The 22,531-nt window shown below is 64.2% G+C and carries 24 protein-coding genes; 12 read left to right on the top strand and 12 right to left on the bottom strand.

Going from position 1 to position 22,531, the window contains the following annotated elements:
* Nucleotides 1-57: 57 nt before the first annotated feature.
* Complete coding sequence (locus ACSYDV_RS01485) at nucleotides 58-876, bottom strand: SDR family NAD(P)-dependent oxidoreductase (RefSeq protein WP_438321965.1); 819 nt, start codon at nucleotides 874-876, stop codon at nucleotides 58-60.
* Between the two features lie 312 nt (nucleotides 877-1,188).
* Between ACSYDV_RS01485 and ACSYDV_RS01480 the strand changes: the two genes are divergently transcribed.
* Nucleotides 1,189-1,719, top strand: a complete 531-nt coding sequence (locus ACSYDV_RS01480; protein ID WP_088473059.1) for a CarD family transcriptional regulator — start codon at nucleotides 1,189-1,191, stop codon at nucleotides 1,717-1,719.
* A 158-nt stretch (nucleotides 1,720-1,877) separates the two neighbouring features.
* On the opposite strand, the gene truA is transcribed toward ACSYDV_RS01480, so the two are convergent.
* Together truA and fmt are read right to left on the bottom strand one after the other, a co-directional pair.
* Nucleotides 1,878-2,618 (bottom strand): tRNA pseudouridine(38-40) synthase TruA, encoded by a 741-nt coding sequence (truA, locus tag ACSYDV_RS01475; RefSeq protein WP_438321964.1) that lies wholly within the window; start codon nucleotides 2,616-2,618, stop codon nucleotides 1,878-1,880.
* Between the two features lie 151 nt (nucleotides 2,619-2,769).
* Nucleotides 2,770-3,690: a methionyl-tRNA formyltransferase gene (fmt, locus tag ACSYDV_RS01470; protein WP_438321963.1), complete on the bottom strand. Its 921-nt coding sequence runs from the start codon at nucleotides 3,688-3,690 to the stop codon at nucleotides 2,770-2,772.
* Nucleotides 3,691-3,885: 195 nt separating this feature from the next.
* Between fmt and recR the strand changes: the two genes are divergently transcribed.
* Entirely contained in the window at nucleotides 3,886-4,482 is a 597-nt protein-coding gene (gene recR, locus ACSYDV_RS01465; protein ID WP_438321962.1) for a recombination mediator RecR, read from the top strand.
* Nucleotides 4,483-4,513: 31 nt separating this feature from the next.
* Complete coding sequence (def, locus tag ACSYDV_RS01460) at nucleotides 4,514-5,047, top strand: peptide deformylase (RefSeq protein ID WP_438321961.1); 534 nt, start codon at nucleotides 4,514-4,516, stop codon at nucleotides 5,045-5,047.
* A gap of 181 nt (nucleotides 5,048-5,228) precedes the next feature.
* On the opposite strand, the gene grpE is transcribed toward def, so the two are convergent.
* Nucleotides 5,229-5,774, bottom strand: coding sequence for a nucleotide exchange factor GrpE (gene grpE / locus ACSYDV_RS01455; RefSeq protein WP_438321960.1), 546 nt, complete (start codon nucleotides 5,772-5,774; stop codon nucleotides 5,229-5,231).
* Between the two features lie 4 nt (nucleotides 5,775-5,778).
* Nucleotides 5,779-6,822, bottom strand: coding sequence for a heat-inducible transcriptional repressor HrcA (hrcA, locus tag ACSYDV_RS01450; protein ID WP_438321959.1), 1,044 nt, complete (start codon nucleotides 6,820-6,822; stop codon nucleotides 5,779-5,781).
* A gap of 271 nt (nucleotides 6,823-7,093) precedes the next feature.
* On the opposite strand from hrcA, the gene ACSYDV_RS01445 reads away from it, so the two are divergent.
* The 5 genes from ACSYDV_RS01445 (at nucleotide 7,094) to ACSYDV_RS01425 (ending at nucleotide 11,710) form a co-directional block, all read left to right on the top strand.
* Nucleotides 7,094-7,894, top strand: coding sequence for a dienelactone hydrolase family protein (locus ACSYDV_RS01445; RefSeq protein WP_438321958.1), 801 nt, complete (start codon nucleotides 7,094-7,096; stop codon nucleotides 7,892-7,894).
* 48 nt (nucleotides 7,895-7,942) lie between these two features.
* Complete coding sequence (gene rph / locus ACSYDV_RS01440; protein ID WP_438321957.1) at nucleotides 7,943-8,659, top strand: ribonuclease PH; 717 nt, start codon at nucleotides 7,943-7,945, stop codon at nucleotides 8,657-8,659.
* Nucleotides 8,660-8,780: 121 nt separating this feature from the next.
* A complete protein-coding gene (gene rdgB, locus ACSYDV_RS01435) occupies nucleotides 8,781-9,407 on the top strand; it encodes an RdgB/HAM1 family non-canonical purine NTP pyrophosphatase (protein WP_438321956.1) in 627 nt (208 codons plus the stop codon).
* Nucleotides 9,408-9,556: 149 nt separating this feature from the next.
* On the top strand, nucleotides 9,557-10,702 hold the full coding sequence (gene hemW, locus ACSYDV_RS01430) for a radical SAM family heme chaperone HemW (protein ID WP_438321955.1): 1,146 nt from the start codon (nucleotides 9,557-9,559) through the stop codon (nucleotides 10,700-10,702).
* 99 nt (nucleotides 10,703-10,801) lie between these two features.
* A complete protein-coding gene (locus ACSYDV_RS01425; RefSeq protein ID WP_438321954.1) occupies nucleotides 10,802-11,710 on the top strand; it encodes a tyrosine recombinase XerC in 909 nt (302 codons plus the stop codon).
* On the opposite strand, the gene ACSYDV_RS01420 is transcribed toward ACSYDV_RS01425, so the two are convergent.
* The 4 genes from ACSYDV_RS01420 to rsmI are packed head-to-tail and all read right to left on the bottom strand — an operon-like array spanning nucleotide 11,707 to nucleotide 14,549.
* Entirely contained in the window at nucleotides 11,707-12,318 is a 612-nt protein-coding gene (locus tag ACSYDV_RS01420) for a DedA family protein (protein WP_438321953.1), read from the bottom strand. The genes ACSYDV_RS01425 and ACSYDV_RS01420 overlap by 4 nt on opposite strands.
* A gap of 19 nt (nucleotides 12,319-12,337) precedes the next feature.
* Nucleotides 12,338-13,288, bottom strand: a complete 951-nt coding sequence (gshB, locus tag ACSYDV_RS01415; protein WP_438321952.1) for a glutathione synthase — start codon at nucleotides 13,286-13,288, stop codon at nucleotides 12,338-12,340.
* A 53-nt stretch (nucleotides 13,289-13,341) separates the two neighbouring features.
* The gene (locus ACSYDV_RS01410) at nucleotides 13,342-13,692 is read right to left on the bottom strand and encodes a YraN family protein (RefSeq protein ID WP_438321951.1); all 351 of its coding nucleotides are present in this window, start codon (nucleotides 13,690-13,692) and stop codon (nucleotides 13,342-13,344) included.
* Nucleotides 13,689-14,549, bottom strand: coding sequence for a 16S rRNA (cytidine(1402)-2'-O)-methyltransferase (gene rsmI / locus ACSYDV_RS01405; RefSeq protein WP_438321950.1), 861 nt, complete (start codon nucleotides 14,547-14,549; stop codon nucleotides 13,689-13,691). Before rsmI ends, ACSYDV_RS01410 begins: the two co-directional genes overlap by 4 nt.
* 61 nt (nucleotides 14,550-14,610) lie before the next feature.
* On the opposite strand from rsmI, the gene ACSYDV_RS01400 reads away from it, so the two are divergent.
* Together ACSYDV_RS01400 and infC are read left to right on the top strand one after the other, a co-directional pair.
* Nucleotides 14,611-15,747: a penicillin-binding protein activator gene (locus ACSYDV_RS01400; protein WP_438322820.1), complete on the top strand. Its 1,137-nt coding sequence runs from the start codon at nucleotides 14,611-14,613 to the stop codon at nucleotides 15,745-15,747.
* A 172-nt stretch (nucleotides 15,748-15,919) separates the two neighbouring features.
* On the top strand, nucleotides 15,920-16,456 hold the full coding sequence (gene infC / locus ACSYDV_RS01395) for a translation initiation factor IF-3 (protein ID WP_438321949.1): 537 nt from the start codon (nucleotides 15,920-15,922) through the stop codon (nucleotides 16,454-16,456).
* Between the two features lie 15 nt (nucleotides 16,457-16,471).
* Here infC and ACSYDV_RS01390 read toward each other — a convergent pair whose 3' ends face one another.
* Nucleotides 16,472-17,221 (bottom strand): NRDE family protein, encoded by a 750-nt coding sequence (locus ACSYDV_RS01390; protein WP_438321948.1) that lies wholly within the window; start codon nucleotides 17,219-17,221, stop codon nucleotides 16,472-16,474.
* A 108-nt stretch (nucleotides 17,222-17,329) separates the two neighbouring features.
* On the opposite strand from ACSYDV_RS01390, the gene ACSYDV_RS01385 reads away from it, so the two are divergent.
* Nucleotides 17,330-17,767, top strand: a complete 438-nt coding sequence (locus tag ACSYDV_RS01385) for a hypothetical protein (protein WP_438321947.1) — start codon at nucleotides 17,330-17,332, stop codon at nucleotides 17,765-17,767.
* Between the two features lie 38 nt (nucleotides 17,768-17,805).
* Here the strand turns inward: ACSYDV_RS01385 and ACSYDV_RS01380 are convergent, their stop codons facing one another.
* Nucleotides 17,806-19,314 carry a S10 family peptidase gene (locus tag ACSYDV_RS01380; protein ID WP_438321946.1) on the bottom strand — a complete coding sequence of 503 codons (1,509 nt, stop codon included), beginning with the start codon at nucleotides 19,312-19,314 and terminating at the stop codon, nucleotides 17,806-17,808.
* A gap of 96 nt (nucleotides 19,315-19,410) precedes the next feature.
* Complete coding sequence (gene uvrB / locus ACSYDV_RS01375) at nucleotides 19,411-21,597, bottom strand: excinuclease ABC subunit UvrB (protein ID WP_438321945.1); 2,187 nt, start codon at nucleotides 21,595-21,597, stop codon at nucleotides 19,411-19,413.
* A 104-nt stretch (nucleotides 21,598-21,701) separates the two neighbouring features.
* On the opposite strand from uvrB, the gene ACSYDV_RS01370 reads away from it, so the two are divergent.
* Nucleotides 21,702-22,220 carry a DUF3617 domain-containing protein gene (locus ACSYDV_RS01370; protein ID WP_438321944.1) on the top strand — a complete coding sequence of 173 codons (519 nt, stop codon included), beginning with the start codon at nucleotides 21,702-21,704 and terminating at the stop codon, nucleotides 22,218-22,220.
* Nucleotides 22,221-22,531 lie beyond the last annotated feature (311 nt).

The raw sequence follows: 22,531 nt of genomic DNA, 5'->3' as shown, positions 1-22,531 counted from the left end.
TCCCCGGCGCAAGCCGGGGTCCAGTGCGTAGTTAACCAGACGCCGGTTGGCCGCCATTCAGGAATCCGACGTCGCCTTCATCTGCTGCGCATAGCCCGCCTTCACCATCGCATTCATCTGGTCGAACAGCGCGTCGGGGTTGCTGCGGCGCAGCCCGGCGATCGCCGTCTCCATCCCCCCCGCAACCACCAGTTCGCGCGTCCCCGCATCGACTGCCGCCAGCATCTGCGCCGCCGCATCGTCGGGCGACAGGCCATTTTCGATCGCGGCGTCGCTGGTCCCCCGCACGCTGCCGTCGGCGTTCAGCGCATTGCGGCTGACGTTGGTGCGCACCGACCCCGGCGCGACGACGAGGACTTTCAGCCCCAGATGCTCATTTTCGGCGCGTACCGCGTCATGATAGCCGATCAGCCCGTGCTTGGCAGCCGAATAGGCGCTGCGCAGCGGCACGCCTGCGATCCCCGCTACGCTGGAGATGGCAATAATCTGCCCGCCGCCTGCTGCAATCATACGCGGCAGCAGCGCCTGCGTCAGCGCGATCGGCGCGAGCAGGTCGACCGCGATGATCCGTTCATAGACGGAAAAATCGGTTTCGATCGCGAGGCTACGCTGCGAGATGCCGGCATTGTTGACCAGCCCGTCGATGCGGCCGCACCAGTCCCAAGCTTGCTCGGCGATTGCGGGAATCGCGGCATAGTCCGTCGCCTCAAAGGGCAATATCATCGTTCCGGCACCGCAATCGGCGGCCACCGCCTCAAGCGCCGCTACATTGCGCCCCGACAGGATCAGTTTCGCGCCGCGTGCGGCCAGGGCACGCGCCAGCGCTGCGCCAATCCCCGACGAAGCCCCTGTAATCCACCAGATTTGATCTTGCATTGCGGCCTCTCCATTTGCTGATTTGTGCCAGCGTGAAACGGCCGGAGAGGGGCGTCAAGCCGCGGATGCGCGGATTTCCGTGCGGGGGTGGCAATTTTGTTGCGAATCTGATATAATAAATATCAACACGCCGACATTCTGCCTCTTCCCGTCTCCGGGCTGGGGCATGTTCGGCGTTTCCGATGGAGCCATATCCCTTGCCACGTTGACTGGCTAGCGCCGCACAACGGTTCATCGCCCTCCGGAAGAGGGTGGGAGGCCATGTTGTTGTCGCACTTTCCAACCGAGGTCAAGGCACAGAAAGGAAGCTGAATGTCCGCTAGCACGCTTTTGTTCGAAGTCGGCGATTATGTTGTTTATCCCAAGCATGGCGTGGGGCGCGTCATCGAGCTGCAGAAGTCCGAAATCGCCGGTATGCAGCTGGAACTTTATGTCCTGCGCTTTGAAAAAGAGAAAATGACGCTTCGCGTGCCGACGAACAAGGCCGAAGGCGTTGGCATGCGCAAATTGTCGTCGGACAAGACGCTGAAGGAAGCGCTTCAGGTCCTGACCACCAAGCCGAAGGTCAAGCGCACCATGTGGTCGCGCCGCGCGCAGGAATATGAAGCGAAGATCAACTCGGGCGACCTCGTGTCGATCGCCGAAGTGACCCGCGACCTGTTCCGCGCCGACGACCAGCCCGAGCAGAGCTATTCGGAGCGTCAGATCTTCGAAGCCGCCTCGAGCCGCCTCGCCCGCGAATTGGGCGCGATGGAAGAAAGCGACGAAAAGACCGCGCAGGCGAAGATCCTTCAGATCCTCAACGAGCATGCGCCGCTCTATTATGCCGAAAAAGCTCTCTGAGCCTCGGTCATAGCGACAAGCAAAAAGGGCGGTCCGAAAGGGCCGCCCTTTTTCGTTGTGCGCCGTCATTGCGAGCGGAGCGAAGCAATCTCCAGCCATCGTTGTTGCCGGGCGCCAGCTGGAGATTGCCGCGTCGCTACGCTCCTCGCAATGACGGACTACGGATAAGTCGCGCTCACGAAATACAGCCCGTCGGGCGGCGCGTTCAGACCCAGCGCGTTGCGATCCGCCGCTTCGAGCGCCGCCTTCAGATCGCGCGCCGACCATTTGCCATAGCCGACCAGTGCGAGACAGCCGACCATCGAGCGCACCTGATGGTGCAGGAAGCTGCGCGCAGCAGCCTCGATGATGATTTCTTCGCCGTGGCGGCTCACAGTCAGTTTATCGAGCGTCTTCACCGGGCTTTGCGACTGGCAATGCGCCGAGCGGAAGGTGGTGAAATCGTGGAGGCCGATGAGCTGCTGCGCCGCGGCGTGCATCGCGTCGGCGTCCAATGGCCGCGCGACCTGCCACGACAGCCCCTTGTCCCACGTCAGCGGCGCTCGGCGGTTGACGATGCGATATTCATAGGACCGTCCGATACAGGAAAAGCGCGCGTGCCAGTCATCGGGAACGATTTCGCACGCCACCACCGCGATCGGCGCGGGGCGAAGCTGGGCGTTGAGCGCCTCGGTCAGCTTGAACGGGGTCAGCGGCTTTTCGATATCGACATGCGCGCGCATCGCGATGGCATGGACCCCGGCGTCGGTGCGCCCGGCGCTGAACACGGAAGCTGTTTCGGCAGTAAAACGGTGGATCGCTTCCTCGATCGCCTGCTGAACGCTGGGGCCATGCGCTTGCCGCTGCCAGCCCATATAGGAGCGGCCGTCGAATTCGATGGTGAGGGCGAAGCGGGTCATCGGGTAAGCTTTCCAGAAATTCGTCATGTCGGACTTGATCCGGCATCCATGCGGTTTGGCGCAGCTATGGACCCCGGATCAAGTCCGGGGTGACGAAGGGAGAAGTCTGTCGTCAATAGATAGAGATGGTCTCTATCTATTGCGTGTTTTGTCAGGCCAGTCGCGTTCCCATGGTGATCGCGCGCCCGCGCAGCAATTCGCCGGCATCCATCGCGGGCTTGCCCGCACGCTGCACCCGTGTCGCGCGGATCGCGCCCGGGTTGCACGCGATGGTCAGCGCATCGTCGAGCGTGACGCCCGGCGTCGCCCCCGCGACGGTCTCGGCGGGATGCACAGCTTCGGCCGCCAAAATCTTGTACCGCTCGCCGTCCAGTTCGAAAAAGGCGCCGGGCACCGGGTTGAACGCGCGAATTTGCCGTTCGACCTGTACTGCGCTGGTCAGGAAATCGAGCCGTGCTTCGCTCTTGTCGATCTTCGCGGCGTAAGTGACGCCGTCGTCGGGCTGTGGCTCGGGAGCAAAGGCGTGGATGTCGCTCAGCACCTTCACCATCAATTCCGCGCCCATATTCGCAAGTTCGTCGGTCAGCTCACCCGCTGTCTTGGCTGTAACCGGCGTCCGCCCGATCAGCCGCATCGCGCCGGTATCCAGCCCGACGTCCATCTGCATGATCGTCACCCCGGTCTCGGCATCGCCCGCAAGGATCGCGCGCTGCACCGGCGCCGCGCCGCGCCAGCGCGGCAGGATCGACCCATGGACGTTGAGGCAGCCGTCGCTGGGGGCGTCGAGGATCGCCGGCGGCAGGATCAGGCCATAGGCCGCGACCACCGCGATATCGAGGTCGAGCGCCGCGAATTCCGCCTGTTCGTCGGCGCCCTTCAGGCTCTTCGGCGTGCGGACGGGCAGGCCGTGCGCCTCGGCCCAGACATGCACTGCGCTCTGCTGCAATTTCTTGCCGCGCTGCGCGGGGCGGGGGGGCTGGGTATAGACAGCCATAATTTCGTGTCCCGCCGCATGAAGCGCGGCGAGCGTCGGCACCGCAAAGGGCGGCGTTCCCATGAAGGCGATACGCATGGGGAGGGGCTTTGGCTCAGGATGCTGCGCGGTGCAAGCGTGGCGTCCGGTCGCTCCATTCCATCGTCATGCCGGACTTGATCCGGCATCCATCACCGCGCTGTCGTCATGGACCCCGGATCAAATCCGGGGTGACGAAGAGGGGGGTAGGGAAGGGATATTGCACGTACCTCCGCCGCCCACTACCACCACCCCATGGCCTCCACCGAAATCGAAGCGCTCGTCCAGCAACTCGCCCGGCTTCCCGGGCTCGGCCCGCGTTCGGCGCGGCGCGCGGTGCTGCATCTGATGAAGAAGCGCGAAAGCGCCTTTGCGCCGCTGCTCGCGGCGCTCCAGACGGTGTCCGAACGGCTCGTCACCTGCACCATTTGCGGGAATGTCGACACGCATGATCCGTGCGCGATCTGCGCCGATCCGCGTCGCGATGCGCGGTCGCTGTGCGTCGTCGAGGAGGTGTCCGACCTGTGGGCGCTCGACAAGTCGCGGCTGTTCCCCGGCAAATATCATGTGCTGGGCGGGCGGCTCTCGGCGCTGGAGGGCATCCGCCCGCAGGACCTGGCCATCGACGCGCTCGTCGCGCGCGTCGCGGCGGGCGGGATCGACGAGGTGGTGCTGGCGATGAACGCAACGCTGGAGGGGCAGACGACGGCGCATTATCTGGCGGAGCGGCTCGAGGGCTATCCGATCCGGCTGACGCAACTGGCGCATGGTTTGCCGGTTGGGGGTGAGCTTGATTATCTCGACGAGGGGACGCTGGCACAGGCCCTGCGGGCACGGCGACCGGTGGGTTGACGGCGGGCCTCCGCGATCATACCTGCGCATCATGGCCATACTTCCAATCATAGAGACCCCGGATCCCCGGCTCCGCGTCATTTCCAAGCCCGTCGAGACGTTCGATGCCGAGCTCAAGACGCTGGTCGCCGACATGTTCGAGACGATGTACGACGCCCCCGGTATCGGGCTCGCCGCGATTCAGGTCGGGGTGCCGAAGCGCATCCTGGTCATCGATCTGCAGGAAGCCGATCCCGAGGATGAAGAGGGCAAGAAGGTCATCCGCACCCCTCGCGTCTTCATCAACCCCGTCTTTTCGGATGAGAGCGAAGAGCATAGCGTCTATCAGGAGGGTTGCCTGTCGGTCCCCGAGCAGTACGCCGATGTAACGCGCCCCGCCGAAGTCACCGTCGACTGGCAGGACGAGGACGGCAAGTCTCATCAGGAACGCATGACCGGCCTGATGGCGACGTGCATCCAGCACGAGCATGACCATCTGGAAGGCATTCTCTTCATTGACCATCTGTCGCGGCTGAAGCGCGACATGGTGTTGAAGAAACTCATGAAGATGCGCAAGGCGGCTTGAGCCTAATCCCTCTCCCGCCGGGAGAGGGCAGCGAAACTTGCGAGCTTGTTCGCTAGTTGCTGCGGGTGAGGGGATGGAACCTCGCGTTCGCACGCGCTGGCTGAACCCCTCACCCAGCTTCGCCTAAGCGGCAAAGCCGCCAAGGCTGCGCAACCCTCTCCCATTGGGAGAGGGTTTTTCTTTACCCCGCCTTCGCGACCGCGACCATCGCGGGACGCAGCAGGCGGTCCTTCATCATATAGCCGGCCTGCATTTCCTGCACGATCGTGCCGGCGTCCTTGTCGCTGGGGATTTCGAGCATCGCCTGATGCTGGTTGGGATCGAGCGGCAGGCCGATCGCAGCGATGCGCGTGATGCCATGGCGTTCGAACACGCTCATCAACTCGCGCTCGGTGGCTTCGAGCCCGGTGACGAGCGGCTTGATCGCCTCGTCGGCGCGCTGTTCGTCGCTGAGCGAGGCGAGCGCGCGGCCCAGATTGTCGGCGACCGACAGGATGTCGCGCGCGAATTTGGTCGCGGCATAGGCGTGCGCGTCGGCGACTTCCTTCTCGGCGCGGCGGCGCACATTTTGCGTCTCGGCGCGCGCATAGAGGATGTCCTGCTGCGCGGTCGCGAGCTGTTCGGTCAGCTTTGCCACCTCGTCGACCGCGCCTTCGGCGGGCGCGCTGGTTTCAACTTCGGGGTTGGCGCCGTCTTCGATCGGCGTGTCATTCTCTGTATTTGTCATAAACCTATCGTATCAGTCTGGAGAGTGATTGTGCGGTGAAATCTACCATGGGTACGATCCGCGCATAGTTCAAGCGCGTCGGGCCGATCACCCCGACAACGCCGACCACGCGGCCGTCGCTGCCATGATAGGGCGCGGCGATAACCGACGATCCCGACAGCGAGAAGAGCTTATTCTCCGACCCGATGAAAATGCGGGTGGCGCTGCCCTCGCGCGCGCTGTCGAGCAGGTGCGCAATATCCTGCTTGGTTTCGAGTTCATCGAGCAATTGCCGGACGCGGTCGAGGTCGCCGACCGCGCTCTCGTCGAGCAGATTGGCCTGGCCGCGCACGATCAGCACCGGACGGTCGGCGCCGTCGGACGACCAGATGGCAAGCCCGCGCGACACCAGATCCTGCGCCGCGCGGTCGATCGCGATCCGCTCGGCCTCGATCTCGCGCCGCACCCGCGCCATCGCCTCGGTCAGCGTGAGGCCCGCGAGCATCGCGGTGATATAATTGCCCGCCTCGACCAGCGCCGAGGGGTTGAGACCCACGGGAATATCGATCACGCGATTCTCGACCGCGCCGTCGCCCGCGACCAGCACGACGAGCGACTGGTTCGCCGATAGTGGCACGAATGCGATTTGTTTGAGCACGCGCTCGTGCTTGGGGACGAGGACAAGGCCCGCGCACGCCGACAGGCCCGACAGCGCCGACGTCGCCTGCGCGAGCGCGCTTTCGATCGGTCCCGCGTCGGACAGGCTCGCCTCGATCTGCGCGCGATCTTCGGCCGAGGGTTCGGCGACCTGCATCATCCCGTCGACGAACAGGCGGAGGCCCTGCTCGGTCGGCAGCCGCCCCGCGCTGGTGTGCGGGCTGGCGAGCAGACCGAACTCCTCCAGATCCTGCATGACATTGCGGATCGACGCGGGCGACAGGTTGAGCGCGTTGAGTTTCGACAGCGTGCGCGACCCGACCGGCTGGCCGGTTTCCAGATAGGCGTCGACGACCATCCGGAACACGTCGCGGGCGCGCGTGGTAAGTTCGGTGATCGGCGGCGTGGTCATACAAGGGATTTAGGGATGGAGAGGGGCGGCGGCAAGCGCCCGCCAATCGTCATCCCCGCGAAGGCGGGGATCCCGCTCCCTTTTCTGTTCCCTTCTTCGTGCCTTTGCGCCTTTGCGTGAGATTTTCTGATTTCACGCAAAGGCGCAAAGGCACGAAGAAGTAGAAAGCTGGATCCCCGCCTTCGCGGGGATGACGAGGAAAAAGGGGACGAGGAAAAAGGGATGCAATTGGCGGGTCTTATGCTTAGCCTCCCGCCCGGGGGAGAACGCCATGACAACTCGACCGCTAAATCAGGACGACCCGCTCGACGATTTCGACCATCGCGACATCATCCTGCTCGGCCGCAAGCAGCGCGTCTATACGATGGGCAGCGGCCCCGCCGTCATCGTGATGACCGAAATGCCGGGGATCAGCCCGCATGTCGCGCGTTTTGCGCGCTGGGTCGTCGATGCGGGCTTCACCGTCTATATGCCGCATATCTTCGGCAAGGATGGTGCGGTGCCGCGCATGCCCGGGGCGGTCTTCACCATGCTCGGCGGCTGCATCAGCCGCCAGTTCCGTGCGTTCCAGTCGAATGAAAGCTCGCCCGCGACCCAGTGGCTGCGCGCGCTTGCGGCGCAGGCGCATCAGGAGTGCGGCGGCAAGGGCGTCGGCGCGATCGGCATGTGCTTCACCGGCAATTTCGCGCTGTCGATGATGCTCGAACCCTCGGTGCTCGCGCCCGTGCTTGCGCAGCCATCGCTGCCGCTCAACAATCCTGCAGGGCTGCACATCGCGCCCGACGAGCTTGCCGCGGTCAAGGCGCGGATGGAGGCAGAGGATCTGACCGTCCTCGCGTACCGCTTCGAGGGCGACAAATATTGCAAGGCGGCGCGCTTTGCGGCCTATGAGGATGCGCTCGGGGATCGTTTCATCGGCCGCGTGCTGCCCGACAGTGCGGCGAATCCCGACAGCCCGATGAAGAACCCGCACAGCGTCGTCACCATCCATTTGATCGATGAAGCGGGCCAGCCGACCGCCGCTGCGCGCGACGAAATCCTCGAATTTTTTCGTATGCGGTTGAGCGATTGACGCGGTGCGCCTATGCGCGGCGCCAATCATCCATTGAAAGGAAACTCCATGCGTCCCTCCGGCCGTGCGCCCGACCAGATGCGCTCCATCGCGATCGAACCCGCTTTCACCATCCATGCCGAGGGCAGCGTCCTCGTCAGCTTCGGCAATACGAAGGTGCTGGTGACCGCCAGCGTCGACGAGAAGGTGCCGCCCTTCCTGCGCGGCAAGGGCGCGGGCTGGGTGACGGCCGAATATGGCATGCTGCCCCGCGCGACGCACACGCGCGGCAGCCGCGAAGCGGCGAAGGGCAAGCAGTCGGGCCGGACGCAGGAAATCCAGCGGCTTATCGGGCGGAGCTTGCGCGCTGTCGTCGATATGAAGAAGCTCGGTGAGCGTCAGATCATCATCGATTGCGACGTGATCCAGGCCGATGGCGGCACCCGCACTGCGTCGATTTCGGGCGCATGGGTCGCGCTGCGCCTCGCGGTCGACAAACTGCTCGAAGCGAAAACGATCGCCGAAGACCCGATCGTCGACAAGGTCGGCGCCATTTCGTGCGGCATCTACAAAGGCACCCCGGTTCTCGACCTCGATTATGACGAGGATTCGGTCGCCGAAGCCGACGGCAATTTCGTGCTGACCGGCAAGGGCCAGATCGTCGAAGTGCAGGCGAGCGCCGAGGGCGCGACCTATGATGAGGAAGGCTTGCTGCGTCTGCTCCGTCTTGCGCGCATCGGTTGCACCGAAATCTTCGCGGCGCAGGACAAGGCGACGGGGCGGTAATCACCCTTCGTCACCCGGATACCTTTTCGTCACCCCGGACTTGATCCGGGGCCTGCCTTCCTGAAGGAAAAGGCGGGTGCCGGGTCAACCCCGGCATGACGGAAGATGGAGACACCAGTTCATGGCCCACCGCAAACTCACCCCCGGAAAGCTCGTCATTGCCAGCCATAATGCCGGTAAGGTGCGCGAAATTCGTGCGCTGCTCGCGCCCTACGGGATCGAGCCGGTGTCGGCGGGCGACCTCGGGCTTCCCGAGCCCGAGGAGACCGGCACGACCTTCGTCGAAAATGCGCTGCTGAAAGCGCATGCGAGCGCGTCGGCTTCGGGCCTTCCCGCGCTGGCCGACGACAGCGGACTGGAAGTCGCCGCGCTTGGCGGGCGTCCCGGCGTCTACACCGCCGACTGGGCCGAGCGTCAGCCGTTCGAGGGTGCGCCCGGCCGCGACTGGTATATGGCGATGGGTAAGGTCGAGGGTCTGCTCGCCGAACGGGGGGCGGACGTCGACCGCAGCGCCTGTTTCGTCTGCACCCTCGCGCTCGCATGGCCCGATGGCCATGCCGAAGTATTCGAGGGCCGCGCAGAGGGCAGCCTGACCTGGCCGCCGCGCGGGCTGCTTGGCTTCGGTTATGATCCGGTGTTCGTTCCGGCTGGCAACACGCTGACTTATGCCGAAATCGCACCCGAAGAGAAACATGCAATCAGCCACCGCGCCGATGCATTCGCGAAGCTGGTGGCGGGGGTGTTCTGACCATTATAATTTCGTCACCCCGGACTTGATCCGGGGGCCATGATCGCAGGTCACGACGTTGGGCCATGGCTGCTGAAACAAGTTCAGCATGACGAGTGAGTGGGATTTCGGCTTTCACCGGACTGGCGAAAGGGAGTAGGGGGCCGCACATGGCCGAACCGCTCGCCCTTTATGTCCATTGGCCGTTCTGCGTGTCGAAATGCCCCTATTGCGACTTTAACAGCCATGTCCGCGAGAGCGTCGATCAGGCGGTGTGGCGCGAAGCACTGCTTACCGATCTGCGGCACGAGGCGGCACTGCTGCCCGATCGCCGCGTCGGGTCGATCTTTTTCGGCGGCGGCACCCCCAGCCTGATGCCGCCCGCGACCGTCGCGGCGGTGATCGCGGCGGCCGAGGCCGAATGGGGCCTGACCGATGATGTCGAAATCACGCTGGAAGCGAACCCCAATTCGGTCGAGGTCGCCAATTTCGCCGACCTCGCGGCCGCGGGGGTCAATCGCGTGTCGATCGGGGTTCAGAGCTTCGACGCGCAAGTTCTCGCGTTTCTGGGGCGGGCGCACGGCGGCGACGAGGCGCGGCGCGCCATCGCGACCGCGCAGGATCATTTTGCGCGGGTGAGCTTCGACCTCATCTATGCGCGCCCGGGCCAGTCGCTCGCCGCGTGGGAAGGCGAACTTGCGCACGCGCTGGCCTTCGGCACCGACCACCTGTCGCTCTATCAGCTCACTATCGAACCCGGCACGCGCTTTGCGACATTGGCGGCAAAGGGCGACCTTACCATCCCCGACGGCGACGATGCCGCCGACCTGTTCGAGCTGACCGACGCGATGACGCGCGCTGGGGGCCTGCCGCGTTACGAAGTGTCGAACCATGCGCGCGTCGGGCACGAGAGCCGGCACAATCTCGCTTACTGGCGCTACGCTGATTATGCCGGGGTTGGTCCCGGCGCGCATGGGCGGCGGCTCGGGCAGGCGACCGAACGCCACAAAAAGCCCGAGAATTTCATCGCGGCGGTAGAGCGCAACGGCCATGGCCTGAAGGTCGAAACCGACCTGCCCGCGAACGAGCGCGCGACCGAGGCGATGCTGATGGGGCTGCGGCTGACCGAAGGCGTCGATCTTGCGCGGATCGAGATGCGCAGCGGGCTGGCGCGCAGTGCGTTCGTCGATGGCGATGCGGTGGCGCGGCTGGTGGGGCAAGGGCTGATGCGTCAGGTTGAAGATCGGCTGATGGTCACTGACGACGGCATCCTTCTGCTCGACTCGATCCTTTCCGAGGTGGTCAAAACCCACTAGCTTGATCTCCACAAACCCGTTCGCATCGAGCGAAGTCGAGATGCCCCTCAGACCAGCGCTGAACCGATGGGTGTCTCGACTTCGCTCGACACGAACGGAATGAGGGGAAGTAGGTTGGCCGCTGACATCATCCGCGACTGGGACGCCCATCTGGCGCATGAAAAGCGCCGGTCGGAGCATACGCGCCGCGCCTATATCGCGACGGCCGGGCGGTTCAGCGCCTTTCTGTCCGAACATCGCGGCGGCGAAGTCAACAGCGCGATGCTGGGCAAGCTCACTCCCAATGACCTGCGCGCCTATCTGGCGACCCGCCGCGCCGAGGGGCTGGGCAATAGCTCGGCCGCGCGCGAATTGAGCGCGCTCCGTGGTTTCCTGCGCTTCGTCGGCGGATCGGGGGGCAGCGTGCCGCAACTGCGCGGTCCGCGCGTCAAAAAAGGGCTGCCGCGTCCGGTGTCTCCCGTTGAGGCTCTGACGCTCGCGCAGGATGTCGAGGATAACGCCCGTCAGGGCTGGACCGGTGCGCGCGACTTTGCGCTGTTGCTGCTGCTCTATGGCGCGGGGCTGCGGATCGGCGAGGCGCTGTCGCTGACCGGCGCGGCGCTGCCGCTGGGTGAGACGCTGCGCGTTACGGGCAAGCGCGACAAGACGCGGATCGTCCCGATCCTGCCTGCGGTGGCGGACGCGGTATCGCGCTATGTTGCGGCCTGCCCCTGGCCGATCGGCAAGGAAGATATGCTGTTCCTCGGCGCGCGGGGTGGTCCGCTGGCGCCGGGTGTGGTTCGCGCCAATGTGCGGTCGGCGCGGCGTGCGATGGGGCTCCCCGAACGCACGACACCGCATGCGCTGCGCCACAGTTTCGCGACACATCTGCTCGCGGGCGGGGCCGATTTGCGGAGTTTACAGGAGCTTCTTGGTCATGCGAGCCTGGCATCGACGCAGGTCTATACTGCCGTCGACGCCGCGCATCTGCTCGACATTTATCGCAACGCCCACCCGCGCGCGGGTTAGCTGTCGCTCTGTACCTTGGGCTTCCACGTGATGACGCGGTAGATATAGAGCAGAACGATCGAACCGATCGCGAGCACCACCACCGGTCCGATGAAGCGATCGACCTCGGCAAACTGCTTCCCGAACCAGTTGCCGGCGCCCGCGATCGCACTGATCCAGATCGTCGATCCGGCGGCGGTCCAGATCAGGAATTTGACCTGCGACATGCGAACCATCCCGGCGGGCAGCGACACCATCGTTCGCGCAATGGGCACGAAGCGGAAGACGAAGACGATCCCCGATCCATATTTCAGGAACCAGTCGTGCAATTTCTCGACCTCGTCCCAGTCGAGCGTCAGCCAGCGGCCATAGCGGTCGATCAGCGGCTTCAGCCGTGCATAGCCGAACCAGCGGCCGATCCAGTACCACACCCAGTTGCCAAGCGTCGTTCCTGCGACCGCGACCGCGACCAGCGTCCAGAAATCGAAACGCCCCTGCGCGACCATGACCCCGCTGACGCTCATGATCACCTCTGACGGGATCGGCGGGAACACATTTTCGAGGAACATCAGGACCGCGATGCCGAGATAGCCCCAGCTGTGGATCAGATTGAGAATGAATTCGGTCATGTCGGGGGAATTATCCTGTTCAGCGGAGGCGACGCGCGATGGCGTCCCAGATCATGCCCGCGGTATCGCTGTTGTTGAAGCGGTCGATCGCGACGATACCGGTGGGGGAGGTGACGTTGATTTCGGTCAGCCATTCGCCGCCGATCACGTCGATGCCGACGAAAATCAGTCCGCGCTCCCGAAGCTGCGGCCCCAGAACGTCGCAGATTTCCTGCTCGCGCGGGGTCAGTTCGGCGGCTTCGGCATAGCCGCCGACCGCGAGGTTCGACCGGAACTCGCCTTCGCCGGGCTTGCGGTTGATCGCGCCTGCGACCTCGCCATCGACCAGCACGATGCGCTTGTCGCCATGGGCAACGCTGGGCAGGAATTGCTGGACCATGAAGGGTTCGGGCCAGACCTGTCCGAACATTTCGACCAGCGCGCCGAGGTTGGCGCCGTCGGCGTCGATACGGAACACTGCCTTGCCGCCATTGCCGTGGAGCGGCTTGATCACGACGGCGCCATAGCGGGCCTGAAAATCCTTCACCGCGTCGAGGTCGCGCGTGACCATCGTCGGCGGCATAAATTCGGGGAAGTCGAGCACGAAGACTTTTTCAGGGGCGTTGCGGACCGAGACAGGGTCGTTGACCACCAGAGTCGCGCCCGCGATCCGTTCGAGCAACCAGGTGCCGGTCAGATAGCCAAGGTCGAAGGGCGGGTCCTGCCGCATCAGCACGACATCGACATCGCGGCCAAGGTCGAGCGTCACCGCTTCGCCGAACCTGTAATGATCGCCTGCCTCGCGCTTTACGTCGAGGACGCGGTGCGCCTTCGTCGTCAGCCGGCCGGCCTCCCACGTCAGCCCGCGCACATCATAATGATAGATCTCATAGCCGCGCTCCTGCGCGCTGAGCATCAGGGCAAAGCTGCTGTCGCCCCCGATGTTGAGGCTATCCATCGGGTCCATTTGCACGGCGGCGCGCAGGGTCATGCGTATCTCCTTTGGGGGCAACCGGACGTTCAATCTTGAGGCAAGATGTTCGACTATGGCTGCCAGACGTGGACCAGATGGCGCGGCAGGCGTCCCGGCGCAAGCAGCATCACGTCGATCCGTATGTCATCATGCGGCCGGGCGAAGCGCGGCTTGAGCATTTCGGCAGCCGCCGCGACGCGGCGCAGCCGCCAATGATCGACCGCAAGGTCGAGGTCTTCGGGCCGTTCGCGCCACTTCACCTCGATGAAGGCGACGATGCGGCCGCGCCTTGCGACCAGATCGACTTCGCCCGCGGCGACGCGCAGCCGCTCGCCCAAAATGCGCCATCCGTGGAGCCGCAACCACCACGCGGCGCGGCGCTCGGCGCGGCGCCCGCGCGCTTCGGCCTCGGCGCGCTTCAAACCTTGTCCTTGAGGGCTAGCGCACGCGCGTAAACTTCGTGCCGGTCGAGCCCGAAGCGTTTGGCGACTGCCTTCGCCGCCTGCGCGACGGGTTTGTCGGCCATTGCCTCGCGCAGCGCCGCGTCGAGCGTCGCATCGTCGGCTTCCTCGGCCGCCGCCTCGACCGGCGGGCCGACAATGACGACGATCTCGCCCTTTGGCGGCGCGTCGGCATAGCGTTCGGCGAGTTCGCGCAAGGTGCCGGTGACGCATTGTTCGAACATCTTGCTGATCTCGCGCGCCACCGCCGCTTCGCGGTTGCCGAGCCCTTCGGCGAGTGCGGTCAGCGACGCTGACAGGCGCGGACCGCTTTCATAGAAAACCAGCGTCGCGCGCAGCCCTGCGAATTCGGCGAGCGTGTCGGCGCGCGCCTTTGCCTTCGAGGGCAGGAAGCCCGCGAACAGGAAACGGTCGCTCGGCAGGCCGGAGAGGGTGATCGCGGCGATCGCGGCACACGGCCCGGGCAGGGTGGTGACATGGCGCCCCGCAGCGCGCGCGTCGCGTACCAGCTTGTACCCGGGGTCGGAGATCAGCGGGGTTCCCGCGTCTGACACGAGAATGACAATTTCGTCGGCCATCCGCGCAACCAGAGCGGCGCGCGTGCGTTCGTCGCTATGATCATGATAGGGGGTCATCGGCACACGCAAACCCAGATGCGACAACAGCTTGGCTGTCACGCGCGTGTCTTCGGCCGCAATCACATCGGCCTGGGCCAGCGTCGCGGCGGCACGTGCACTGATGTCGCCGAGGTTGCCGATGGGCGTCGCCACGATATAGAGGCCGGGCAAGGGAGAATTTGAAATGTTCGAATCTGGCATGACGCCGAAAATGGCAGAAACTGCCGCCCAGCGCCAAGACTATGCGTCGCCGCGCCGGCAAATGCTGCGCGGACTCGGCGTTGTGGCGATAGCCGGGCTGCTCTCGGCGTGTCAGGTCGTGCCCAAAAGCGGCGGCCCCACCACGGTGGCGCCGCCCGAACGCCCCGATGATGGCGTCGGGCCGGGCCTGCCCACCGACACCGATCGGCACCGCGTCGCGCTGCTCGTCCCGCAGACGGGCGCCAATGCCGACGTCGGCACCGCGATCGCCAATGCGACGACACTGGCACTGCTCGACTCGCGTACCGAACGCGTTCGCATCACCACCTATGACACCGCACTCGGCGCCGCCGCTGCTGCGCGGCAGGCGGTCGCCGACGGAAACAAGCTGATCCTTGGTCCGCTCCTCAGCGAAGATGTTGCCGCGGTTGCGCCGGTCGCGCGCGCCGCGAAGGTCCCCGTGATCAGTTTTTCGAACGACAGCAGCGTCGCGGGCAATGGCGTCTTCATCATGGGCTTTGTCCCCGGCCAGTCGGTCGAGCGCGTCGTCGCCTATTCGCGCGGCAAGGGACATGTGCGCTTCGGCGCGCTCGTCCCCAAAAATGTCTATGGCGACCGTTCGGCGGCCGCTTTCCGCACCGCGGTTGCCAATGCCGGCGGCACGCTGGTCGCGGTCGAAAGCTATGACCGCAGCGCGACCGCGCTGACCGGCGCGGCGCGGCGGATCGCCAATGCCGGCGCGATCGACGCGGTGCTGGTTGCCGATTCGGGTGGCAATGCGATCCGCGCGGTGCCGGTGATCAAAAGCGGCGGACAGCGGCAGATATTGGGCACCGAACTCTGGAACACCGACGCGTCGCTCGGCAGCAATCCGGTTATGCGGGGATCGTGGTTCGCAAGCGTGTCCGACGGGCTGTATGGCCAGCTTGCGAGCAAATATCGCACCCGCTTCGGCAAGGCGCCCTATCGCCTCGCCAGCCTTGGTTATGACTCGGTGCTGCTGACGGTCCGCATCGCGCGCGACTGGAAACCCGGAACCAGTTTCCCGGCGAACCGGCTGCTTGCCGCCGATGGTTTCGGCGGGATCGATGGCATCTTCCGCTTCAACGATCGCGGTATCGCGATTCGCGCGCTGGAGGTCAGCGAGATCGGTGCCGGGGGGTTCCGGGTCGTCGATTCTGCCCCGACCAAATGGTAGCCGGGGCTCCGGGCGTGGCATAGGCGCCACAGTCGGACGAAAAGCGATGCCAATAAACGACAGGCGGCCTTTACGGCGCGCCTGCGCGCACTATATGGGCATTGCGCGCGCGAATGCGCGAATCCCGCGCGCCTGTCGTTAACATTCAGGAGATACAGCTATACGCCCGCCCATGACCCGTCGCCCGCTTGGACCTACACCGCCCAAGAATGGCCCGCGATACAATGAATTTATCGCCTCCCCGAAAGTCCGCGTGATCGACGAGGAAGGTGAAAATCTGGGCGTAATGCTGACTGCCGAAGCAATCGAACAGGCGGCCGAAGTGGGCCTCGACCTGGTTGAAGTCTCCCCGAACGCTGATCCGCCGGTGTGCAAATTCCTCGACGTGGGCAAGTTCAAATACGAAGCTCAGAAAAAGGCGAATTTGGCGCGCAAGAGCCAGAAGACGCAGGAAATCAAAGAGATCAAGATGCGTCCGAATATCGACGATCATGATTTCGACACCAAGATGAAGAAGGTCTTCGATTTCCTTGGCGAAGGCGACAAGGTCAAGATGACCATGCGTTTCCGCGGCCGCGAAATGAGCCACACCCAGCTTGGCCTCAATGTGCTTCAGCGCGTTGCCGAGCTGACGTCGGAAATCGCGAAGGTCGAGGCGCATCCGCGCACCGAAGGCCGTCAGATGCTGATGGTCATCGCGCCGAAATAAGCGCCTGTCGGCCAATCAGCCGATCGAAAATTTGAGGGCGGTCGTTCCACCGGGACGGCCGCCCGCTTCATATCGGCGCTCGATCATTTGTGCGGTTCCGTCGGCGGCAATCGCGAGCAGGGTCGAACAGCGCGTGCCATAGACGTCGCCGCGCAGAAACAGCGCCGGACTGTCCTCGGCGGTGAGCAGATCCAGCAGCGTTTCGGGGGCGGCCCGCAACGCGATCGCCGCCTCCAGTGCCACGCGCAACCGGTCGGCGCGGGGGCAGGGGCTGTCGACGGGTTCGTTGGCAAGAGCATGGACGCCGGGAGCGAGTGCCGCGATCTGCGGCCCGGGCCGGTTGGTGAGCAACCGCACCTCTTCGCCCCCCACCGCGAACAGGTTGAAGGCATTGAAACGGTCGAGGTCGGCCGCGGATGGATGGGCGAAGCGGCCGTCGCCGCGCAGCATGTCGACGACCAGCGCGCCGCGCGATTCCTTGGCGGGGTCGGGCGGGGCGCCGCGCACATTGGTCACGACCACGGCACGCCCGCTCTCCGGATGGACGCCGAGCCAGGTTCCGCCCGCTTGCAGATCGCGTCCGGCGACAATGCCGCTGGCATCGTCCCAGGCCGCCAGCGGCGCGCTGGCGCGCCCGTGAAATTCGTCGCGGTTGCCGATCAGGATCAGCGGCCAGTCGGGATGGACATGCCAGGCAAGGGCGACGACGCACATCGCGCGCCTATCGCGCTTTGCGGGCGCCTTGCCAAGCCGCCTGTCACGCATCGACCATTTCGGTCGCATCCTTGCTGTATTGTGGCAATAATACACTGCATTGATGGCGGAGGCAAAGGATGATAGATTCGGCCGATCTTTCTGGAGGGGGAGGTGGTTATGATCGAAATCAGGAAAACGCCGTGGCATCTGTGGGTGGTCGGCGGGCTTTCGCTGCTGTGGAATCTGTTTCCGGCAGTCGATTTCACGCTGACGAACATGCAGAATGACTTCTGGCTGTCGCAATATAATGATGCGCAGCGCGCCTTCTTTCTCGGCACGCCTGCCTGGGCAAATCTCTGTTGGGCCCTTGGCGGGTTCGGCTCGCTTGCCGGGTCACTGCTGCTGCTTCTGCGGTCGCGGCGCGCGCTGACCGCTTTCCTCGTTTCGGCGGTCGGACTTGCGGGTGTGACCTTTTATCAGCTGGTGCTGAATGCCGACAGGCTGAAGCAGCTGCTCGGCGACGTCCCACTCTATACCAGTGTCGTCGTCTGGGTGGTCCTGCTCGCACTGATCTTCTATTCGCGGCGGCAGGCCGCGGCGGGCGTGCTGCGCTGAAACGAAAAGGGGCGCCATCGCGGCGCCCCTGATCCTTGCTATCGCGCCCGGATGAAGGCGCGGATGTCGGCCGACAATTTGTGGCGATCCTCGTCGCGAATATACATCATATGGCCCGCGTCATAATAGGTATAGCTGATGCGATCCTGCGGGATTCCGGTACGCGACAGCGCATATTCGGCTGCAAAAAAGGGCGTCGCGAAATCATAATAGCCCTGTGCGACAAGCACCTTCAGACCTGAGTTCTCGCGCAGCGCCTGCCCGATATAGGGGGCGACGTTGAGATAGGCGTTGGTGTCGCGTCCGCCGAGCCGCCAGTCCCATTGTCCGCCGATCCGGCCGATCGACTGATATTCGCGGTCGGTCTTGAAGCCCAGCCCGTCGCGGCTCCAGCTGTTGATCGCGGCGGTATAGCCTGCGTCGATGCCATAGAAGCTCGGGTCATTGTCGGGGCTCTCGCCCGCGCTGTCATAATCCTTGCCGGTATAGCGGCTGTCGAGCCGCCCGACGGTCAGCCCGCGATCGCGCAGCAATTCCTTGTAGAAACGGCTGGGGGTGACGCGCAGGTCGGCGCTCTCCAGATAGGTCTCGGACAGGCCGGTGAAGCGCGCGAGGTCGCGGCGGATCGCGGCGCGTTCTTCGCCCTGCAACTTCTGCCCCTTGAGCAGCGCGGTGGCATAGGGGCCGATCGCCCATTGCCGCGCTTCCTCGGCAAAGGCGGCGGGCGAAGCGCCGGTCGCCTTGCCATGATAGAGCGCGGTCACCGCCATCGAAGGCAGGTTGGTGATCGGTGACAGCTCGTTGCCCGGCGTGTCGGCGCCCGCGGCGAAATCCAGCACGGTCGAAATCAGGATGATGCCGTTGAGGGCGACATCATTGTATGTCTCGTTCATCAACTGGTTGGCGACGGCGGCCGAACGCGTCGTGCCATAGCTTTCGCCGCCCAGATATTTGGGGCTGTTCCAGCGGCCATTATCATTCAGCCAGCGGCGGATCACCTCGGCCACCAGCTTGGCGTCCTGCGTCACGCCGTAATAATCCTCGGGGTTCGCCTTGCCGATCAGGTGCGAAAAGCCGGTGCCCGGCGGGTCGATGAAGACCACGTCGGTGACGTCCATCAACGCGTCGGGATTGTCGACGATCGGATAGGGAGGCGCGCCATCGTCGCGGGCATCGCCGGGGATCGCCACGCGCTTCGGCCCGAACGCCCCCATCATCAGCCATACGGTGCCCGAACCCGGGCCGCCGTTGAACAGGAAGGTAATCGGCCGGTTCGGATCGCGCGGTTCCTTGACATAGGAGGTGGTGACCACGGCGACTTCGGGCACGCCATCCTTGTTCTTGATGATCGTCTCACCGATCGTCGCGGCATAGTTGATCCGCTGTCCGCCAAAAGTGCCGCTGAGTTTGGTGGTGCGAACCTGCGGCTCATAGTCGGCAGACTTCTCCGCCTTCGCCTTGTCGGCGGAAGGCGCGTCCTGTGCATAAAGGATAGAGGGCGCGGCAGCGGCAAGCGCCAGAGCAATAAGCGACAGACCCGTTTTCATTGATATTTCTCCCCGGTTTTCGGGGGCGACCCTAGGCAGCGGGCGAAGGGGCGACAAGGTTACTTGTCGGTTACAACCGGAGTTTCGTCGAAGGGGCTACCGCCCCCACTTGGTCTTGCTCTGCTTTCCGAAGCGCCCCTTGCGCGTCCCCGGCTTGCCCTCGTTCGAGCGGCCGACACGCGGCGCGACCTGTTCGTCCGCCGGCAGGCCCAACTCATCGGCCTCCAGCTTGCGGATTTCGTCGCGCAGGCGGCCGGCTTCCTCGAACTCCAGATCCGCCGCGGCGTCGCGCATCTTCTTTTCGAGTTCCTGGATGTAGGCGCGCAGATTGTGGCCGACCATGTGCGCGGGCTTGTCGTCGCCGATCTCGATCGTGACGCCATCCTTCGACGCGACATGCGCGATGATGTCACCGATGTTACGTTTGATCGTCGTCGGCGTGATGCCATGCTCTTCGTTGTAGCTGTTCTGCTTTTCGCGGCGGCGGTCGGTTTCGCGCATCGCACGTTCCATGCTGCCGGTGATGCGATCGGCGTAGAGAATGACGCGGCCGTCGACGTTGCGCGCGGCGCGGCCGATCGTCTGCACCAGCGAGGTTTCGCTGCGCAAAAAGCCTTCCTTGTCGGCGTCGAGGATCGCGACCAGTCCGCATTCGGGGATGTCGAGCCCTTCGCGCAGCAGGTTGATCCCGATCAGCACGTCGAACACGCCCAGCCGCAGGTCGCGGATAATCTCGATGCGTTCCAGCGTCTCGACGTCGCTGTGCATATAACGGACCTTCAGCCCCGCTTCGTGGAGGAATTCGGTCAGATCCTCGGCCATCCGCTTGGTCAGCGTGGTGACGAGGGTGCGATACCCCGCCGCGGCGGTCTTTTTCGCCTCGACGATCAGATCGTCGACCTGCTCCTCGACCGGCTTGATCTCGACCGGCGGGTCAATGAGGCCGGTGGGGCGGATGATCTGTTCGGCGAAGACGCCTTGCGTGCGCTCCATCTCCCACGTTCCCGGGGTCGCCGAGACGCTGACCGTCTGCGGCCGCATCAAATCCCATTCGGAGAAGCGCAGCGGCCGGTTGTCGATGCAGGAGGGCAGGCGGAAGCCATATTCGGCAAGGGTGATCTTGCGGCGGTGATCGCCCTTCGACATCGCGCCGATCTGCGGGATCGTCTGATGGCTTTCGTCGACGAAGAGCAGGGCATTGTCGGGAAGATATTCGAAGAGGGTCGGCGGCGGCTCGCCGGGCAGGCGGCCGGTGAGGAAGCGGCTGTAATTTTCGATCCCCGCGCAGCTCCCGGTCGCGGCGATCATCTCGAGGTCGAAATGGGTGCGCTGTTCGAGCCGCTGTGCCTCGAGCAGCCGGCCTTCGGTCTCCAGCTCTTTCAACCGTTCGGCAAGTTCGTGGCGGATCGCCTCGCTGGCTTGCTTGAGCGTCGGGCCCGGGGTCACATAGTGTGAATTCGCATAGATGCGGACGTGGTTAAGATTGGCGATCTTTTTTCCCGTCAGCGGGTCGAACTCGGTAATCTCCTCAATCTCGTCACCGAAGAAGCTGATCCGCCACGCCATATCCTCATAGTGCGACGGGAAGATTTCGAGGCTGTCGCCGCGCACGCGGAAATTGCCGCGCGCGAACGCCTGGTCGTTGCGCTTGTACTGCAGCGCGACGAGCTTGCGGATGATCTCGCGATTGTCGGCGACCTGCCCTTTTTTGAGGTCAAAGATCATCGCCGAATAGGTTTCGACCGACCCGATGCCATAGAGGCACGACACCGACGCGACGATGATCACGTCGTCGCGCTCGAGCAGCGCGCGCGTCGCCGAGTGGCGCATGCGGTCGATCGCCTCGTTTACCGAGCTTTCCTTCTCGATATAGGTGTCGGACCGCGGCACATAGGCCTCGGGCTGGTAATAGTCGTAATAGCTGACGAAATATTCGACGGCGTTGTTCGGGAAGAAGCTCTTGAACTCGCCATAGAGCTGCGCCGCGAGGATCTTGTTCGGGGCGAGGATCAGCGCGGGGCGCTGCAACTCGTCGATGACCTTGGCCATGGTGAAGGTCTTGCCCGATCCTGTAACCCCCAGCAGCACCTGATCGCGTTCGCCGTCGAGCGCAGTGGTCACCAGTTCGCGAATCGCCGTCGGCTGGTCGCCGGCAGGCTCATATTCGCTAACCAGTTCGAATCGTTTGCCCCCCTCTACCTTCTCGGGACGCGCGGGCCGGTGCGGGACATAGTCGCCGCTGGTGTCGATTTCCTCGAGCGAGGTACGAATCTGAATTGCCATTGCTGCCAATATGGTATCGATGGCGCCCAACGACAATCATAATGGGTCGCAACCAAATGAACCCCCCCGGGTTTTCCATTTCATCCAACAGGAGGAAGAATTTTATGAAGAAATTTATGACGGTTGCGGCGCTCGGCGTGGCGTTGGCGGTGGCTGGCTGTGGCAAGAGCGAGCCCAGCGGCCCTGTGAAGCGCGAAGCCGGCAACTGGAAGACCGACGTCAAGCTGGTGAAGTTCGACGTCCCCGGTATGCCCGCCGAAATGAAGGATGGCATGGCGAAGATGATGGAAGGCGCCAGCGGCATGGACCAGTGCTTCACCAAGGAGCAGGTCGAAAAGGAAGATATTGCGGCCGAACTCGCCAAGGGCCCGGGCAGCGGCGGCGAATGCAAATGGTCGAAGAAAGACATTGCTGGCGGCAAGATCGACGTTGCGGGCACCTGCACCGCCAACGGTCAGACCGTCGACATGGCGATGACCGGTACGATGGAAGCCAAGAAGACCGACGTGACGATCACCACCAAGGGCAAGGTGCCGACCGGCGGCGATATGGAAATGGTCATGCAGATGACCAGCACCCACACCGGTCCGTGCAAGGCAGGCGCCGCGCCGGTCGCCGGCTAAGCCTCGATCGTAGCGGGGAAACCCGGAAGGGCGTCGGCCATGCCGGCGCCCTTTTGCGTCACCGGAGCTTTGAGTCAGAGCTTGGGAGGTGGCGGACTTGCCGGACGGATCGGCAGGTGGGGCTGCCATACCGTCCGGCGAAGTCACTGTTCATGAAGCCGGGGGAGGTTCGAAAAGCGCCAGGGACCAGCTCGCGCATTTCGGCCCACCGGCTTCAATCCGTCCAACCGAGACAAGTCTCAGGGCGGACCGCGGCGCTGTGGGGGGACACCGCGACGATGAGAGAGTCGCAGAAACCATGGCGGGCGGGC

This window comes from Sphingopyxis selenitireducens (assembly GCF_051550705.1).
Lineage (GTDB): Bacteria > Pseudomonadota > Alphaproteobacteria > Sphingomonadales > Sphingomonadaceae > Sphingopyxis.
This window is presented reverse-complemented; position numbering and strand designations above follow the sequence as displayed.